Source organism: Aureispira sp. CCB-QB1, assembly GCF_000724545.1.
GTDB lineage: Bacteria > Bacteroidota > Bacteroidia > Chitinophagales > Saprospiraceae > Aureispira.
In genome coordinates, this window is the sequence record NZ_JHBV01000024.1 from 142,075 (window position 1) to 159,087 (window position 17,013).

The 17,013-nt window shown below is 35.7% G+C and carries 13 protein-coding genes; 7 read left to right on the top strand and 6 right to left on the bottom strand.

Annotated features, from left to right (window positions below; all coding sequences use genetic code 11):
* Positions 1–296: 296 nt before the first annotated feature.
* Positions 297–1,589 carry a hypothetical protein gene (locus tag CG11_RS11885; protein WP_052596467.1) on the bottom strand — a complete coding sequence of 431 codons (1,293 nt, stop codon included), beginning with the start codon at positions 1,587–1,589 and terminating at the stop codon, positions 297–299.
* A 516-nt stretch (positions 1,590–2,105) separates the two neighbouring features.
* On the opposite strand from CG11_RS11885, the gene CG11_RS11890 reads away from it, so the two are divergent.
* The 6 genes from CG11_RS11890 to dnaJ all read left to right on the top strand — a co-directional run bounded on the left by CG11_RS11890 (position 2,106) and on the right by dnaJ (position 7,590).
* Positions 2,106–2,345 (top strand): acyl carrier protein, encoded by a 240-nt coding sequence (locus tag CG11_RS11890; protein ID WP_052596470.1) that lies wholly within the window; start codon positions 2,106–2,108, stop codon positions 2,343–2,345.
* A 211-nt stretch (positions 2,346–2,556) separates the two neighbouring features.
* Positions 2,557–3,816, top strand: coding sequence for a beta-ketoacyl-ACP synthase II (gene fabF / locus CG11_RS11895; RefSeq protein ID WP_052596472.1), 1,260 nt, complete (start codon positions 2,557–2,559; stop codon positions 3,814–3,816).
* A 313-nt stretch (positions 3,817–4,129) separates the two neighbouring features.
* A complete protein-coding gene (gene rnc, locus CG11_RS11900; RefSeq protein WP_052596475.1) occupies positions 4,130–4,882 on the top strand; it encodes a ribonuclease III in 753 nt (250 codons plus the stop codon).
* A gap of 140 nt (positions 4,883–5,022) precedes the next feature.
* The gene (locus CG11_RS11905; RefSeq protein WP_052596478.1) at positions 5,023–5,550 is read left to right on the top strand and encodes a TlpA disulfide reductase family protein; all 528 of its coding nucleotides are present in this window, start codon (positions 5,023–5,025) and stop codon (positions 5,548–5,550) included.
* Between the two features lie 148 nt (positions 5,551–5,698).
* The gene (locus CG11_RS11910; RefSeq protein WP_081909537.1) at positions 5,699–6,328 is read left to right on the top strand and encodes a nucleotide exchange factor GrpE; all 630 of its coding nucleotides are present in this window, start codon (positions 5,699–5,701) and stop codon (positions 6,326–6,328) included.
* A 107-nt stretch (positions 6,329–6,435) separates the two neighbouring features.
* Positions 6,436–7,590 carry a molecular chaperone DnaJ gene (gene dnaJ, locus CG11_RS11915; protein ID WP_052596480.1) on the top strand — a complete coding sequence of 385 codons (1,155 nt, stop codon included), beginning with the start codon at positions 6,436–6,438 and terminating at the stop codon, positions 7,588–7,590.
* Positions 7,591–7,798: 208 nt separating this feature from the next.
* On the opposite strand, the gene CG11_RS11920 is transcribed toward dnaJ, so the two are convergent.
* From CG11_RS11920 to CG11_RS11940, 5 genes are all read right to left on the bottom strand, one after another.
* The gene (locus CG11_RS11920; RefSeq protein ID WP_052596482.1) at positions 7,799–8,692 is read right to left on the bottom strand and encodes a hypothetical protein; all 894 of its coding nucleotides are present in this window, start codon (positions 8,690–8,692) and stop codon (positions 7,799–7,801) included.
* A gap of 125 nt (positions 8,693–8,817) precedes the next feature.
* On the bottom strand, positions 8,818–9,315 hold the full coding sequence (gene rfaE2 / locus CG11_RS11925) for a D-glycero-beta-D-manno-heptose 1-phosphate adenylyltransferase (protein WP_052596484.1): 498 nt from the start codon (positions 9,313–9,315) through the stop codon (positions 8,818–8,820).
* Entirely contained in the window at positions 9,284–10,378 is a 1,095-nt protein-coding gene (locus CG11_RS11930; RefSeq protein WP_231512789.1) for a lysylphosphatidylglycerol synthase transmembrane domain-containing protein, read from the bottom strand. Before CG11_RS11930 ends, rfaE2 begins: the two co-directional genes overlap by 32 nt.
* Positions 10,379–10,645: 267 nt before the next feature.
* On the bottom strand, positions 10,646–11,917 hold the full coding sequence (gene fahA / locus CG11_RS11935; protein WP_052596488.1) for a fumarylacetoacetase: 1,272 nt from the start codon (positions 11,915–11,917) through the stop codon (positions 10,646–10,648).
* 62 nt (positions 11,918–11,979) lie between these two features.
* The gene (locus CG11_RS11940; RefSeq protein ID WP_052596490.1) at positions 11,980–13,515 is read right to left on the bottom strand and encodes a lipopolysaccharide biosynthesis protein; all 1,536 of its coding nucleotides are present in this window, start codon (positions 13,513–13,515) and stop codon (positions 11,980–11,982) included.
* A gap of 273 nt (positions 13,516–13,788) precedes the next feature.
* Between CG11_RS11940 and CG11_RS11945 the strand changes: the two genes are divergently transcribed.
* A complete protein-coding gene (locus tag CG11_RS11945; RefSeq protein WP_052596493.1) occupies positions 13,789–16,974 on the top strand; it encodes an ATP-dependent DNA helicase in 3,186 nt (1,061 codons plus the stop codon).
* Positions 16,975–17,013: the final 39 nt, after the last annotated feature.

Below are 17,013 nucleotides of genomic sequence, written 5' to 3' on the forward strand. Positions count from 1 at the left end.
CTATAATATAGTATAATAGTAGTTCATCACTTTTTTAACAAAAGATAAAAAGGCAACAAACTATTGTAATATAAATAATCGTTCAAAAAATGATAAAAACCTTGAACTAAGGTAAGTAAAAGTAATACATCGGTTTTGGTTCTCCTTATTTTTGACAAATAAATTCTTCCATACAGTTAATATCCCCTCAATAAATAATCTACAAGCAATTGGTCTACTCTACTATTCATGAAAAATATCTTCCTAAACGAAAAAAACAACTACTCTCAAATCAAGTAGTTGTTTTCTTTATCTAGTTATGTTTTCCTAGGTTTCTTTTTGGCTGCTGGGAACAAAACATTATTCAAAATAAGTCGATATCCAGCAGATTGCTTGTGCAACTCTAAATCGGTTGGCGGGTCGTGTACAAAATGACGATAATCTTCAGGGTCATGACCACCATAAAAACTCCAAAATCCTTTTTGAAAGGTTCCGTGAATGTACCGTGCTTCATTAGCCGGTTTGTTTTCTCCCAAAATCAATACATTAGATTTAATTTGATCTTTTCTAAATGCCGTTGTCTGTCCCATAAAACCTTTTACGGTCTTAGTATGTGACTGTGTCAACATCGTAGGAACAGGATCCCATTTTGCAGAAAAATCAAATAAAGTAAAATAATCCACATCATCCTTTACCCTTCTAGAGGGTGATGTCAAGGGAGAAGCATCTATGGTAGAAAATTCATACTTCAAGGGATCTCTTACCAATTTAAAATCCTTAAAAGCAAACGTATTGTTATAATTCAACTTCTCTTGTGCCTGAGGGTCGGGAGCATCTCCATCGTACATATAATCACATATATCAACGCCATCAGCAGCCAAAGTAATATCATAAGTATCAGTAGCAGAACACATTGCAAACATAAATCCACCACCAGAGACAAATTCCCGAATTTTCTTAACAACGGCTAGTTTCAGTTGAGAAACTTTGCTATATCCGTGTTTTTCGGCCAAAGCTTCCATACTTCGAACATGGTCTTTATACCATTTTTGACTGCTATAATTGGCAAAGAATTTTCCAAATTGTCCTGTAAAATCTTCATGATGCAAATGCAGCCAATCGTATTCATTAAGTTTGCCATCTAATACCTCGTCATCATACACCAAGTCATAAGGAATTTCTGCATAAGTTAATACCAGCGTAACGGCGTCATCCCAAGGCTGTACCTCTTTTCCTCTCACATTAACAGTAGGACTATAAACAGCCACCTTAGGAGCCACCTCCAACTTCATTGCCTCCATGTTAACTTGAGGATCGTTTATTTCGTTCAAGATACTATTAAACGAGGCAGTTGGAATAACTTTGAAGGAAACACCTCTACGCATACATTCTTTTTTGAACACATCATTGTATTGAAATGCAAAACTTCCTCCATGATAATTCAGTAACCAATACGCTTCTTGTTTCGCAGAAAGGACTTGGTAGGTAATGCCATACGCTTTCATATGATTGGTCTGGCTCTCATCCATTGGAATCAAGATATATCCCTGACCTAGCACACTTCCTGCTCCTGCCAGCAAGGCAAGATAAAAGAAAATATGTTTAAGCATATATTATTATTTTCATGATAAAATATATTTTAAATTTAACGATCTATTTCTCTTATTGGTTGAGCATTAGATCAACTTTTAGCCTCATTTTTGTAATAGTCGTGTAATTGATCAACAAGAGGCACTGATTAGTTTATAGATAAGACTAGAATTAAGCCAAAAATTATAATTTTAAGCACTATCAAATCAATTGTCCATAATGTAGGTATACAAAGTAGGGCATTAAATCTATAAAAATAATTTCTTAACAGTAATTAACACCAAATGTTATTTATGAACCAAGCTATTTTTCTTACTTATTCGACCTTATGTTAATCCCAAAAACGCCAAATAAATCAAATCATATAGCGTTCAAAAAGCAATAATATTCTGCCTGAAAATGAATGAAGAAGCTCAACAGATTAAAAAAAATAGCAAAAACTTTGGTTATACAATTGTAAATATCCATCTTTGCCACTGATTATAAAACAAATTACCGAAAGGTTTTTTTATTGATTATTCAAAATAATACAAGTTATGTCAACTATAACTGAACGCGTAACCAAAATTATCGCAGACAAACTAGTTATCGATGCATCTGAAGTAACTGCAGAAGCAAATTTTAAGCAAGATTTAGGTGCTGATTCAATTGACTTAGTAGAATTGATAATGGAGTTCGAAAGAGAATTTGAACTTTCTATCCCTGACGAGAAAGCAGAAGAAATCCAAACTGTGGGTAATGCCATAGAGTTCTTGGAAGCAGCTATAAATAGCTAACCAAAAAGAGCTTATGTATAAGCGTTGAAGCATAATGCTTCAACGCTTGTTCTTTTTTATAGACTATGTACTATTTTTCTTCAATCAAGTTGATTTAGAACGATAAATTTAATCTTTAATCAATTGATTTAAGCTTTCAGCTAACTCTTATACAGTTAGCCTTTTTTTAATAAAAAAATTATCTGTTTAACATATCAATCCCAAAAATACTATGCAAAACAGAAGAGTAGTTGTTACAGGATTAGGTGCCTTGACTCCTATTGGTAACACCGTTGAAGAATTTTGGTCTGCTTTACTAGAAGGCAAATCTGGTGCAGGACCAATTAAAAATTTTGATGCATCAAAGTTTAAAACACAATTTGCTTGTGAAATAAAAAACTTTAATGTGACAGAGGTCTTAGGAGACCGTCGTTTGGAAAGAAGAACAGACAAATTTGTCCAATACGCCTTAGCAGCTAGTGATCAAGCGGTTAGAGATGCTAAGTTAGACACTATTAGCCAAGACATCAAAGATGAAATTGGTGTACTTTGGTCTTCAGGTATTGGAGGATTGGAATCTTTGCAAGAGGAAATTGAAAAATTCAAAGATGGAGATGGTACGCCTCGTTTCTCTCCTTTGTTGGTTCCCAAAATGATTGTAGATGCCGCAGCAGGTAACATTTCTATTCGCAATAATTTTAAAGGAATTACAGCAGCAGTAGTAACAGCTTGTGCTTCAACTACTCATGCTTCTAGTATTGCTTTTGATTTGATTCGTATAGGGCGCGCAGATGTAATATTGGTCGGGGGCTCTGAAGCTTCTGTAACTACCGTTGGAGTGGGTGCTTTTGGTGCTTTAAAAGCGCTGTCCAAAAGAAATGAAAACCCAACAGCTGCATCTAGACCTTATGATAAAAATCGCGATGGTTTTGTTTTAGGCGAAGGTGCTGGTGCTATTGTATTAGAAGAATACGAACACGCCAAAAAACGTGGTGCAACCATCTATGCAGAATTGGTAGGAACAGCTATGACTTCTGATGCTTATCATATTACAGCGCCAGATCCTGAAGGTGCAGGTGCAGCTAAAGTAATGCAAAAAGCATTAGATTGTGCTGGATTAACATCTAAAGATATTGACTATATCAATACACATGGTACCTCTACTCCACTAGGAGATGTGATGGAAATTACAGCCATAGAAAAAGTTTTTGGAGAAGATGCTTATAACTTAAATATAAGTTCTACTAAATCTATGACAGGACATTTATTGGGTGCCGCTGGTGCTATTGAGTCTGTCATTTGTATCAAAACTATCTGTGAAAGTATTGTTCCTGCAACCATCAATCACGAAGAAACCGATCCTGAAATTAATCCTCGATTAAACCTAACGCCTAATACTCCTCAAAAAAGAGAAGTACGTGCTGCGCTAAGCAATAGCTTTGGTTTTGGAGGACATAATTCGACAATCATTTTCAAAAAGTTTGAAGAATAATTTTATTCTTGCTATATTGACAAGGTATTAAGGGATAATGCATTAATAATAGAGTGTATTATCCCTTCTTATTTTATGTTAAGACAGTAGAAATCAAACAACTACTCTTAACCAATGAAACTTCTATTTGTCTATCAATCAACGCACTAATATATTTAAAATGGTGCAAATAGAGTTTTGTTAACAAACTCCCCTTGTTATCAACCAATACAACACAAACACCCAAATAAACAAACTTTGGTCTAAAATCACTTAGATAGATTCACAAGAAGAACTAAAAAACTATTGGGGAGGGTTTTATAAATAATATGTTGTGGTAAGAAAAATTTATAATCTAACTTTATCTACGGATAAAGCTTTTGTAAAAGAGTTGCGAAAAATACTGGGTTTTACTCCCAAACATGTACATTTCTACAAACGAGCTTTTACGCATAAATCATTAACATCCAAGGAAGAAAACACCAAAACTCGTTATCCTACTAATAACGAACGACTTGAGTTTTTGGGAGATGCCATATTAGATTCTGTAACAGCTGAATACTTGTTTCGAAAATATCCTACTCAAGACGAGGGCTTTTTGACGCAGATGCGTTCCAAAATGGTCAACAGAAAAGCACTAAACAAAATTGCCGAACACATGGAATTGGATATCTTTTTGCGCCAATTGGGAGCAACTAGAATTAGCCAAACAATGATGGGGAATACTTTTGAGGCATTTGTAGGAGCTGTTTATTTGGATGTTGGCTATCGCCAAACGAAGTCTTTTATTATCAATAAAATGCTTCGTCAATATATTGATGTGCATGAATTAGAAAGCGTCAATACTAACTATAAAAGTCAATTGTTGGAATACAGCCAAAAAAATCAAAAAACTATTTCTTACGATGTTCTGGATCATTATAGAACCAAAAACAACCGAGAACGTTTTAAAATTGCCGTATTATTAGATGGCAAAGCTTTGGCAACGGCTGAAGACTACAGCAAAAAAAGTGCAGAACAAAAAGCTTCCGAAAAAGCATTAATTCAAATGGGAGTACTAAAAAAAGAAGGCAAGAACAAACGATAATGAGATCCTAAACAATTGTTAAGGGAACAACTATACAGATAATTTTTCTGTTGAAGTGAGAAGGCAAAAGCTTTACTCACTTTCTTATTTTTGTTAACACCTATCTCATCAATAGTATAACTTTTCAGAACGTATTACATATGAAAAAACTAAAAGAACTATTATTTATTCCTCTCATTATTTTTTTGGTTTGGGGAGCTATCAAAATTTACCGAATGCCTGGGCAAAGCAATGGTTCTATTGCTCCAGATTTTGTAGGGTATATGCCTAACGGTGACTCTCTTCGTTTATCGGATTTTAAGGGGCAATTGGTCTTATTAGATTTTTGGGGAAGTTGGTGTGGTCCTTGCCGCCAACATAATAAACAACTGGTGCCATTGTATAAAAAATATCAAGGAGTTCGATTTAAAAATGAAAGTAGTTTTACCATTATTTCTGTTGGAATTGAAACAGATCGAAACCGTTGGTTAGCAGCTATAGAAAAGGATAACTTAGAATGGCCCAACCATGTTTCGGATATTAAACGCCTAAACGATCATGTTGCTTTGGCTTATGGCATCAAAGAAATTCCAAATACTTTTTTGATTGATGGCACGGGTAAAATTATTGGTGTCAATCTGTTAACCGAAAAAATAGACGAAATATTGGCAAATAGACGCCAAAATTAAGACTATTTTACATTCGTTAAACTGGTTTTCTGACAAATTGTCTTTATTTTTGCGCTGGCAAACATTTTGACTAGCCAAAAGTAGCTCATTTTTTTAAAATGAGTGGGATTATTTATTTTCTAAAATTAGAAGATTTTAAATAGAATACATGAACAAGAAAGAAATTCCTGTTGACGGTCCTGAAAATGAGGAAAACCTAGACAACGTGACAACAGAAGAAACAAACAATACAACAGAGGATTCTACTGTTGATAATACGTCAGAAGAAACTACACCAGAGCAAGAGCAAAACGCAGAGGAAGTAGCATCGACCAAAGAACATGAGGAAAAAGAGGAGAGTAAACTTTCTGAAACAGAGCGTTTGCAAAAGGAATTAGGAGAGATGAAAGATAAATACTTGCGTATTTTTGCTGAGTTTGACAACTATAGAAAAAGAACGATCAAAGAGCGCCAAGATATTATCAAATTAGCCGCAAAAGACTCTCTAGCAGCTTTATTGCCAGCAGTAGATGATTTTAGTAGAGCAATTGATAATGAAGAAAGTATGCCTGAAGGTGTTATTTTGATTTACAATAAGTTGTACAAAGCTCTAGAGCAACAAGGCATCAAAGAAATGGAGACAACAGGTCAAGATTTTGATCCAGAATTGCATGAAGCATTAACCAAAATACCTGCTCCTTCTGAGGAACTAAAAGGAAAAATTATCGATACAATTGAGAAAGGTTATTATCTAAATGATAAAATTATTCGTTACGCTAAAGTTGTTGTAGGCGAATAAACTTTCTTTCTCACAAACTCATCTTATATCTTTATTAAAATAAGATGGATGCTGGTTTTGTGGCTAATCTGTAAACACAAAATCCTCGAACTTTTAATTAAAACAAAATGGCAGAAAAAAGAGATTATTACGATATTCTAGGTGCTAGCAAAAGTGCGTCTAAAGATGAGCTAAAAAAAGCTTATCGAAAGGTAGCCTTAAAATATCATCCAGATAGAAATCCTGATGACAAAGAGGCGGAAGCTAAATTTAAAGAAGCAGCTGAGGCTTATGAAGTCCTCTCGGACGACCAAAAACGTGCTCGCTATGACCAATATGGCCATGCTGGGGTAAACAACCAAGCAGGAGGCGGTCATTATGGCGGTTTTGGCAATATGGAGGATATTTTCTCTCAGTTTAGTGATATTTTTGGTGGCGGATTTAGTAGCAGCAGAGGTGGCAGACAGCAACAACAACGTGGACAAAGAGGTTCTAATTTGCGTATTAAAGTAAGTTTAACCTTGGAGGAAATTAATGAAGGAGCTACCAAGAAAATAAAGGTTAAAAAATATGTGGGTTGTAAGACCTGTAACGGTTCTGGTGCCAAGGACAAAAATTCGGTAAAAACTTGTCATACTTGTAATGGCTCTGGATATGTACGCCGTGTTCAACAAACATTCTTAGGGCAAATGCAAACAACTGCTGCTTGTCCTACTTGTCATGGCTCTGGTGAGATGATTACCAATAAATGTGGCTCTTGTAAAGGCGATGGTCGTGTTTATGGTGAGGAAATGATTAACTTAGAAATCCCTGCGGGGGTGAGCGAAGGCATGCAGTTGTCTATGAATGGCAAGGGAAATGCAGGGGTCAACGGGGGCGGTCCTGGTGACTTGTTGATTAACATAAAAGAGAAAGAACACGAGCATTTTACCAGAGATGGTAATAATATTTTGTACGAGCTGGATGTTAATTTTGCAGATGCTGCCTTGGGTACAAGTCTAGAAGTCCCCACTCTAACAGGTAAGGTTAAAATTACCTTGCCGCAAGGAACACCTTCTGGTAAAATTTTCCGCTTGCGTGGCAAAGGCTTGCCTTCTATCCAAAGCTATGGAAAAGGAGATCAATTAATTCATGTTAATATTTGGGTACCTAAAACCTTTACAGCTGAAGAGAAAAAAGCATTAGAAATTATCCGAAAAGGCAAAAACTTTCAACCCAACGATGCAGAAAAAAGAGATCGTAAAGGATTGTTTGACAAGATGAAAGACTTTTTTGGTGGCTAAAATAGCCTATCTAAATATATAAATCTATTTGGTATAGATAAGAAAAAGACTTTGGGGCTATCTTCAAAGTCTTTTTTTATTCCTTTTTTAAACTTGTATTATTTTTTTGGGGATGCAACACTATATACTCTATTGTAATTATAAAAAGACTGCCTAAAATTTAGACAGTCTCATCTTATATTCCCAAAACCCACCATTATAACATCAACTAACTGTTGTTTTGAGCAATATCATCACTTGTAGTAGGAACTTCTTTATTACATTTTCCTTTCCCATGATCTACTCGCTCCTCTTCCAAATCTATTTCATAAGTATCTCCATCCTTTGTCACGGTAGCTATAGCATCACAATTGCCATCTCCAAAATCGATACTAGAAATCATTCCATTTTTATCCAACTCTACGATACCTTGCTTGATATATTCACAAGAACGGTCTACCAATAAGGGCTCTACAACTGTACGGGTCATTACTTCATTATTTACCTCTACGGTAGCTGTCCCTTTCATAACAAAGACATCATTAAAACGGTCATCATCTCCAAAACCAGCTCTCCAAGTATTGGTTCCTGTTGCAATTTTTGTAATTGTAGTCCCTTTTTTATCGATCATGGTGAGATTGGTTTCTACCAAAAACTCAGGCTGTCCTTCCGCAGATACAGAAACCGTTGTCATAACTTTGGTTCCTGTTATTTGACGCCCTTTAACCGAAAAATCCTTAAACGTCGTTGTTCGTTTGGCTCCTATCACAGCCATATCTTCTGACATTTCGACAATAATTTGTCCCTTTTTACGACATTTTTTACGATCCTCTACCCCATCTCCAAAATCAATGGTCAAAGCCCTAGGAAAAGCATCCTTGCCTGTATCATCTATTGTAGCTCCTGCGGGTAATCGTTCTTGCAAAGCAGTCGCTTCCACCCCTTTACTATTAAACGAAACAGCATCTACCTCGTCATCTATACTCCCCTCGCTATTGGTTAATTCTACGTCACTTTCTGTACTAATAAAATCAACGGCTGTCAACCAACTTGAGTGACTACAAGATGCTACACCAATTCCCATTCCTAGCATTACAACTAAATTCATTTTCCAGTTCTTCATTTTTTCTGTTTTTGTGTGAGTCAAAAAATCAGAGTAAGTGGTGTAAAGAAGTCTTGCTACTTCTTATTACTTTGTCGTGCATAGACAACGTAATCCCCTAAAAATGATTTTGAAAAATGGCTCGATTAGGAGCGGCTTTGTATCTTTTGTTCTAATTTAGTCGTAGAATAACCTTCTATAAAAGTTAGGCTTTTGACTTGTCCTCCATTGGCTAAAACACATTTGCTACCCACAATTTCTTCAATAGACCAATCTCCCCCTTTGACTAAAACATCTGGTTGAATTGCTTCAATTAATTGCAATGGAGTGTCTTCTTCAAAAAGCACGACTAAATCAACCATTTCTAAACTAGCTAACAAATGCGCACGGTTGGTTTGATCCTTGATAGGGCGATGTTTGCCTTTTAATCGGCTTACAGATGCATCGGAGTTTAAACCAATAACTAATTTTTGTCCTTGCGCTGCCGCCTCAGCTAAATAAGCAAGATGTCCTAGATGAACTAAATCAAAACAACCGTTGGTAAACACGACTTCTAAGCCATTATTTTGCCATTTTCGGACAGTTTGTACAGCTGTTGACCAATCTTGTATTTTATTGCTGATCTTCTGGAAGAGTGGGTTCATAACCTTTGTTGTATAGAGGTAAAACAATGTAGGCAAGTAGACCAAAAAACAGGTTACCAAATATTGTTATTGTAAAGAACATTATATTGGAAAAAGCAAAGGCATCCGCTTCTGCAACTCCATAAATAACTAAAGCTGCGGTTACGGCTATTTGATAGGTGCCCATCCCTCCAGGAGAAGGAATAACCATCCCAAACGTACCAAAAGTAAAGGCTAACAAGGCGGCTAATGGAGACAAACCTACGGTTGGTCCATAAGCAAAAAAGCACAGGTACAACATTAAATAATACATTAGCCAAATAATGAGTGTGTGCACGACAAATAAGCCTGGACGTTTTAGTTGTAAGACAGTTTTTACGCCCGAAATAAAACTAGCAATTAGAGCGATTACTTTTTGGGCAACGGCTGTTTCTTTTATTGTTTTCCAACGAACAAGTATATAAATACAAACCATTAATCCAATCCCCATTAGTCCAAGTAGTAACCCCAACCAAGGAATTGCAAAAGCAGCCTCATTTTCAGCCATTGGATGCAGACATTCTGCGGTAGGTTTTCCTGCTCCAAACAAGAAATTGTAAAGGTGATTGAACTGTGTTAGAAATGTTAATCCAGTTACAAGTAACAACATCATAACATCAAAAATACGATCAACGACAATGGTTCCAACCAGTTTTTCTAATGGAATTTTTTCATATTGAGCTACGGTTGCTGGTTTTGCAATTTCGCCTGCTCGTGGCAAGGCTAAATTGACCATGTAACCGACCATTGTTGCAAAAAAAGTATTAAATACCTTAGGCTGATAACCTAAAGGCTCTATCAGTTGATTCCAACGCAAGGCTCTGCTTAGATTGCTAATCATAAAAGCCATTAAAATGACAAATAACCAAAAAAAGTTGGCGTCTTTAAAATCGTTGACAATTTTTTGAATTAGTGTAATTTGACAACCTGTTCCTGTTTTACAATGGCATTCTAATTCATAGGCAGCCGCTTGATTAACATACACAAAGTACAACAGGGTTAGCCCAACACCCAAAAAGACTAAAAACTTAAAAAAAGATTTCAAAATAATTTATTTTGGTAAATTCAATAGTTACTTCATTTCTATTGCGTGGTCGTTGAAACCATGTAGTAACAACAAAGCTAGCCAATACGATTTTTCACACAGTAATGATAATGGGTAATTTGAGAATAAGAATACTAGCTCCTATAACTTTAAGTAACTAACACTCAAATTCTCAAATCAAGTTATATTTATTATTAGGTTATCTAGTTGCAGCTGTAAACGACTCTAAATACGGTTACTAACACAACAAGAATCAATAACTAATTATTATAACGCAGGAAGTAGCTTACCTGTACACTCACCAAAACCAATTCGCAAACCATTAACTTCTCCCCAACCTCTCATAATAACCGTATCACCATCATTAATGAATCGACGTTGAGTTCCGTCAGGCATATCAACAGGTTTAGTTCCTCTCCAAGAAATTTCTAACATAGAACCATAACTATCTGGAGTTGGTCCTGAAATTGTTCCCGAAGCGCACATATCTCCTACGTTGACATTACATCCATTCACTGTGTGATGTGCCAATTGTTGTGTCATTGTCCAATACATATGTTTGAAATTTGAATTACACACAACTTTCTCTTCTCCTCCATTGGGTTGAATAGCTACTTGTAGCTTAATATCATAATTCTTCTTCCCTTCATACTTCAAATAAGGCAATACTTCTGGATCTTGTTCATATCCTTCTGTACGGAATGGTTCCAATGCATCAAGTGTTACAATCCAAGGAGAAACAGTTGAGGCAAAGTTTTTAGCCAAAAATGGTCCTAAAGGAACATATTCCCATTTTTGAATATCACGTGCCGACCAATCGTTAAACAAAGCCAAACCAAAGATATAGTCGTCTGCTTCAGCAGTAGATATACTTTGTCCCATTTTGGTTGATTGACCGACCACAAACGCCATTTCTAATTCAAAATCTAACAACTTACAAGGTCCATATACTGGTGGTTGGCTATCGTCTGGACGCTGTTGCCCTTTAGGGCGGTGTATTTCAGTTCCCGAAACGACAATAGAAGAGGCACGGCCATGATAGCCAACAGGCAAGTGTAACCAGTTTGGCAATAAAGCATTGTCTGGGTCTCTAAACATCGTCCCTACGTTTGTTGCATGCTCTCGACTAGAGTAAAAATCAGTATAATCTCCTACTTGAACAGGTAATAATAATTCTACTTCATTCACATTGTGTAATACCTTAGCCAAGACTTCCGTCTTTCCTGCTAACTCGGTATTATTTTTTTCAAATAAATCGGAGATTCTATCTCTAACAGCACGAGTTGCTGTTTTGCCCAATGCCATAAAGTCGTTGATGTACATTTGGCTAAAAACAGCTGCATCTACTTCCAAATCCGAAAAATATCCTGCTTTTGCCAACTCTGCTAAATCAATAACAGTATCTCCAATGATTGTTGCTACTCTAGGACTCTTTTCGGCAGTTTTAAATACTCCAAAAGGGATATTTTGAATTGGGAAATCACTGTCTGACGATACAGCAATCCAAGAACTTAATGCTGGATTATTTGCTTTTAACATGGTGCAATATAATTTATTATTTGAGAATTGAACTTACTAGTTTTTTACTAGCAAGATTCTTTTTAATCGTTTTCTGGTTGGTCTAATATTTCATCGTTTTGTACCTTAGATTTTTGGAAAAAAACTCCAAGTTTATTGTAGAACAACAACAAGCTTAAAATAATAAACAAGCCTCCCTTAAAGAAAATCCAACCGATATGTAAGCCTATATTAGGCTCACCAAAAATGTAATTTATGGCGACTATAATCCCCAAAAGTACAACATATTTTAATATTCGTCCTAATGGTAATGGAGGCAATTTTAGAATATACTTGGTTACAAAGATGGAAAAGAGCATCATCAAAAAATAGGAAGCCAAGGTCGTATAAGCTGCTGCTTTATAACTGTATTCTTTAACTCCTATAAAATAATAATTTAGCAAAATATTAATTATTCCACTGACCAAGACGATTCCTGCTAGATAGCTATTTTTTTTACGGAAGTAAATACCTCGGTTGGCAAAGCTGCTCACTCCATAAAATACATAGGCTCCAACAATAACAGGTGCTATTGGCAACGCTTCTAAAAATACAGGGCTAGAAGATAGTAATGTTCCGGCATCGACAGCAAATAATATTAGAAAACTAGCCCCCAAAACCAATAACTTTGTCATACTATCTACTTGTTCTCCAACTTTTTTGTAATCCTTTTTATTCATATAATCATAATAAATAGGACTTGCTCCATTTAACAAAGCCATGACCAATCCTTGATAAATCATCCCTATCTTGTAGGCAAATGCGTACTGTCCTGCCGCAGAATGCCCTACAGATGAATTGATAAACCATTGATCAAAAGAAGTAAGAATGTGATTGCTTAAGGTAAATGGAATTAGTGGGATTGAGTAAATCAAGGCGTATTTGACATAATCAAGTGATAAGTGGTCAAAAGACATATACTTAGATAAGTTGCGAAAAGCATAAGTAGCCAACAAAAAAGTAGCCAAACACTCTCCTACTATCTTTCCCATAAAAGTATAACTTGTTTCCTCTCCGTTGTACCAATAAACGGCTCCTGATAAGTAAATCAATCCTATCATTGTCAATCCAAACTTGCTATATTGCCATATCACTTGAATCGTGGCATACTCTTTACTTTGCTTGGTTGCGATAAGCACGTTGTAATAAAAGAGAATAAGTATCGTTCCATAAGTTGTTAGAATGAGCCAAAAGATCAATTCTAAAGGAATATTCATATAAGAGGCGATCTGCTCCTTAAACAAAAAAACGGCTCCGCTCAAACTCAAAAATATGACATTAAAAGCGACAAAGATAGTTCCTAAAAACTCTTTAAAATCGGTCTTTCCATCTTCAAAATAATACCTAGGAATAGCACCATGTATCGCAAGTGTCAATAAGACAGAAGTAACACCTATATAAGTAGTAAATACATTAATAATTCCATATTCTTCAGCTGTTAGGTAAGCTGTAAAAATTGGTAGGGTAATAATCCCTAAAAGGTGAACAAAGATGGTTCCTGTAAAATAAGTACTAGCATGTTTAAAGGTATCAAAGAAAGAAAACTGTTGAAGTTTTTTGAGTAAATTGTTAACTCCCATAAACTTGATGATCGTTTGTCGATTATTTTATCCGCACTCTTAAAATTTTTTAAAGGTAGTTTAATTTTTCTTCTTTTTAATCCTTAAATGTACTAGATATGCTTCTTTGTGTTTTTGTTTGATTATTTTAGTATTTTTTTAAGTATAATTGCTAGTAGTTCACTAATTTTTAAGGAACTGCTGATTGAAACTTCATGAAACTTTGTATTGTGTTTTTTTGAAGTTTACAAAGCCAATTTTACCACACCGTATTGAGACAGACCGAGCACACCAATGGCAAAAGACAATTACAACAAACACTTCCAATCAATTCTTTCTAAGTTAAACCCTGCTCAAATGCAGGCTGTTACAGAAACAGAAGGTCCCGTTATTGCTATTGCAGGTCCAGGAACAGGCAAAACGCATATTTTAACTGCGCGAATTGGTCAGATTCTATTGACAACCGATACTCAAGCACATAATATTTTATGTTTAACTTTTACGGATGCGGCAGTTAATGCTATGCGTCAACGACTCTTGGATTTTATTGGTCCTGATGCTCATAGAGTCCATATTTATACGTTTCATTCTTTTTGTAATAAGGTCATACAAGAAAATCTAGAGATTTTTGGGCGACACGATCTAGAACCACTGTCTGATTTAGAGCGCATTGAAATTATCAGAAGCATTATCAATGATTTGGATGTTGAACATCCTTTAAAGATGAACCAGCGGGATCCTTATTATTATGAGCAACATCTAGCCGATTTGTTCAAACAAATGAAAGCTGAACGTTGGTCTCCTCAATTTATCCAGAACCAAATAAAAAATTATTTGGAATTCTTGCCAAAACGCCCAGAAATGCGCTATAAGCGCAATGCAGGACAGTTTCAAAAAGGGGACTTAAAAGAAGCTCAATTTAATAGCATTTCTAAAAAAATGCAACGCTTAGATCAAGCAGTCTTACTTTTTGATAAGTATCAAGCTGTTCTAGACGAGCGACAACGATATGATTATGAGGATATGATTTTGTGGGTTTTAGAAGCATTTGAAAAAGAAGAATTTTTGCTGCGTTCTTATCAAGAGCAATATCTGTATTTATTGGTCGATGAATTTCAAGATACGAATGGTTCTCAAAGTGCCATCGTGCATCAACTCGTAGCTTATTGGGGAGATAATCCTAATTTATTTATTGTTGGAGACGACGACCAATCCATTTATGAATTTCAGGGGGCTAGAGTTAAAAACATGACAGACTTTTATGAGCAATATCATAAAAACTTGTTGCTAATTATGCTTCAAGAAAATTATCGTTCGTCTCAAAATATCTTAAATGCAGCAAAAGACGCCATCGAGCATAATGAAATTCGCATTATCAATCAAATTGAAGGGCTAGAATTAAATAAAGTGCTGATAGGTGCAAATCCTGCCTATGCAGCGCTTCAAACGCCTGTAGAAATTGTTGCTTATCCCAATCAATTGCAAGAAGAAATTGCAATTGTTCAACGCATTGAGCAACTTCAAAAAGAAGGGGTACTACTCAAAGAAATTGCCATTATCTACGCAAAACACAAACAAGCAGATAATATTATTCAACTCTTTGAAAAGAGACAAATTGCCTACCAATCCAAGCGCCGAATCAATATCTTAGAACTGCCCCTTGTCCACAACTTGCGCAAATTGATGGGCTATATCGCCAATGAATATGCCAAGCCCGATAGTAACGAAGATGTTTTCTTTGAATTTTTGCACTATGATTTTATTGGTGTTAGTAGCAAAGATGCTGCTGTTTTAACTGCTTGGATGGCTCGAAAAAAGAAGGCTCTAATTATGAAAGGAGACTTTGAAAATATTCCTATGTGGCGAGATACAATTCGCAATGCCCAACTATTGGAGTCCATTGGGCTAGATAGTGTAGAGCAGTTGACTAATTTTGCTGCTTTTTTAGATGAAAGCATTCATTATTACAAAGATTATAGCCTTCCCCAATTCTTTGAGTTATTAATCAATAGAAGCGGATTAGTAACTTTTATTGCCGAGCACGAACAAAAATCGTGGTTGGTTCAAGTTGTTGGGACACTCTTTGAATTTGTGAAGCAGGAAACTGCAAAAAATCAAAAATTAACTTTGGGAGCTTTCTTGGTTTTATTGGATCAGATGGAAGCGAATAGAATTGGCATGGGACTATTCCAATTAAATCAAGCAGACGATGGAGTAAATTTGATTACAGCACATTCTGCCAAAGGTCTAGAATTTGAGTATGTGTTTATTATTAATGGCTTAAAGGATTATTGGGAACCACGCAGTAGCTCTGGTAAGCATTTTACGTTTCCTGATACCATTACCTACTCCAATGAAACCGACGCTCAAGAAGCTGCTCGACGATTGTTTTATGTTGCCATGACTCGTGCCAAAAAATCACTTCAAATATCTTATTATCAATACAATACTAGTCATAAGATACAAACCAAAGCAGCCTTTGTTGACGAACTTTTACAAGCCCGCAATCCTGCTATTGTATTTAGTGAACAAGAAGCCTTTTTATCAGAAGAATGGCAATTGTTACAACTAGAAAAAGCGGATGAAAAACCTAAAATTAGGTTATTGAGCACCTCTATGCTCAATGCTTTATTAGAAGGATTCCGTTTAAGCATTTCAGCTATGAATAATTACCTTAGCTGCCCTTTGAGCTTTTATTATGAATATATTTTGCGGGTTCCATCTTTGTCTAGCGTAGAAGCTGCTTATGGAACGGCTATTCACAACTCCTTGAATCGCATCTTTAACTTAGCTCTAAAAAATGACAACCAACTACCTGATACAGAGACGCTCTTAGATATTTTTAGGTTTGAAATGAAAAATCAACGTATTTTCTTAACGCATAGAATCTACAAAGAACGTTTAGAATTAGGAACAAGGCATTTAAAAGCATACTACAGCGCTCGAAAAGAGGAATGGAACCAATTGTTACAAACAGCAACAGTAATGACTGAAAAACCGCTTCGAAATGTCGAATGGAAAGGCATTCCCATGACGGGGACTATTGATAAATTACTTTTGTTGCCCCATACCTCTGGTAAAAAGGTTCATATTGTAGATTACAAAACAGGAAAACTGCAAGATAAACGAATGGCTTTGCCTTCTAACTCCAATCCCTATGGGGGGATTTATTGGCGACAATTAATTTTTTATAAAATTTTATTAGAAAACTCTAGTTTAACCTCTTACAAAGTACGTTCTGCCGAGATAGATTACTTAACCCCTAATGAAGAAGGGCTATTTCCAAGTAAATCCATCGAATTTAAGACCAAACAGGTTAACATGGTCAAAAAAATGATCGAACAGGTTTATTCCAATATCATGAATCATCGTTTTTCAGAGGGCTGCGGTGAATCTCATTGCAAATGGTGTAATTTTGCTCAACGAAATGTTGCTCCTAATGAATTTTCTAATGCTGAGGTAGAATTATTGGATGATTAGTATCAAATATACCTACAAGGCTCTTAATAATTCATAACG

What these genes read in the sequence shown, in the direction of transcription:
- CG11_RS11885 (WP_052596467.1), bottom strand. Translation starts at nt 1,589, where the DNA reads ATGCTTAAACATATTTTCTTTTATCTTGCCTTGCTGGCAGGAGCAGGA.
- CG11_RS11890 (WP_052596470.1), top strand. Translation starts at nt 2,106, where the DNA reads ATGTCAACTATAACTGAACGCGTAACCAAAATTATCGCAGACAAACTA.
- fabF (WP_052596472.1), top strand. Translation starts at nt 2,557, where the DNA reads ATGCAAAACAGAAGAGTAGTTGTTACAGGATTAGGTGCCTTGACTCCT.
- CG11_RS11905 (WP_052596478.1), top strand. Translation starts at nt 5,023, where the DNA reads ATGAAAAAACTAAAAGAACTATTATTTATTCCTCTCATTATTTTTTTG.
- CG11_RS11910 (WP_081909537.1), top strand. Translation starts at nt 5,699, where the DNA reads ATGAACAAGAAAGAAATTCCTGTTGACGGTCCTGAAAATGAGGAAAAC.
- dnaJ (WP_052596480.1), top strand. Translation starts at nt 6,436, where the DNA reads ATGGCAGAAAAAAGAGATTATTACGATATTCTAGGTGCTAGCAAAAGT.
- CG11_RS11920 (WP_052596482.1), bottom strand. Translation starts at nt 8,692, where the DNA reads ATGAAGAACTGGAAAATGAATTTAGTTGTAATGCTAGGAATGGGAATT.
- rfaE2 (WP_052596484.1), bottom strand. Translation starts at nt 9,315, where the DNA reads ATGAACCCACTCTTCCAGAAGATCAGCAATAAAATACAAGATTGGTCA.
- fahA (WP_052596488.1), bottom strand. Translation starts at nt 11,917, where the DNA reads ATGTTAAAAGCAAATAATCCAGCATTAAGTTCTTGGATTGCTGTATCG.
- CG11_RS11940 (WP_052596490.1), bottom strand. Translation starts at nt 13,515, where the DNA reads ATGGGAGTTAACAATTTACTCAAAAAACTTCAACAGTTTTCTTTCTTT.
- CG11_RS11945 (WP_052596493.1), top strand. Translation starts at nt 13,789, where the DNA reads ATGGCAAAAGACAATTACAACAAACACTTCCAATCAATTCTTTCTAAG.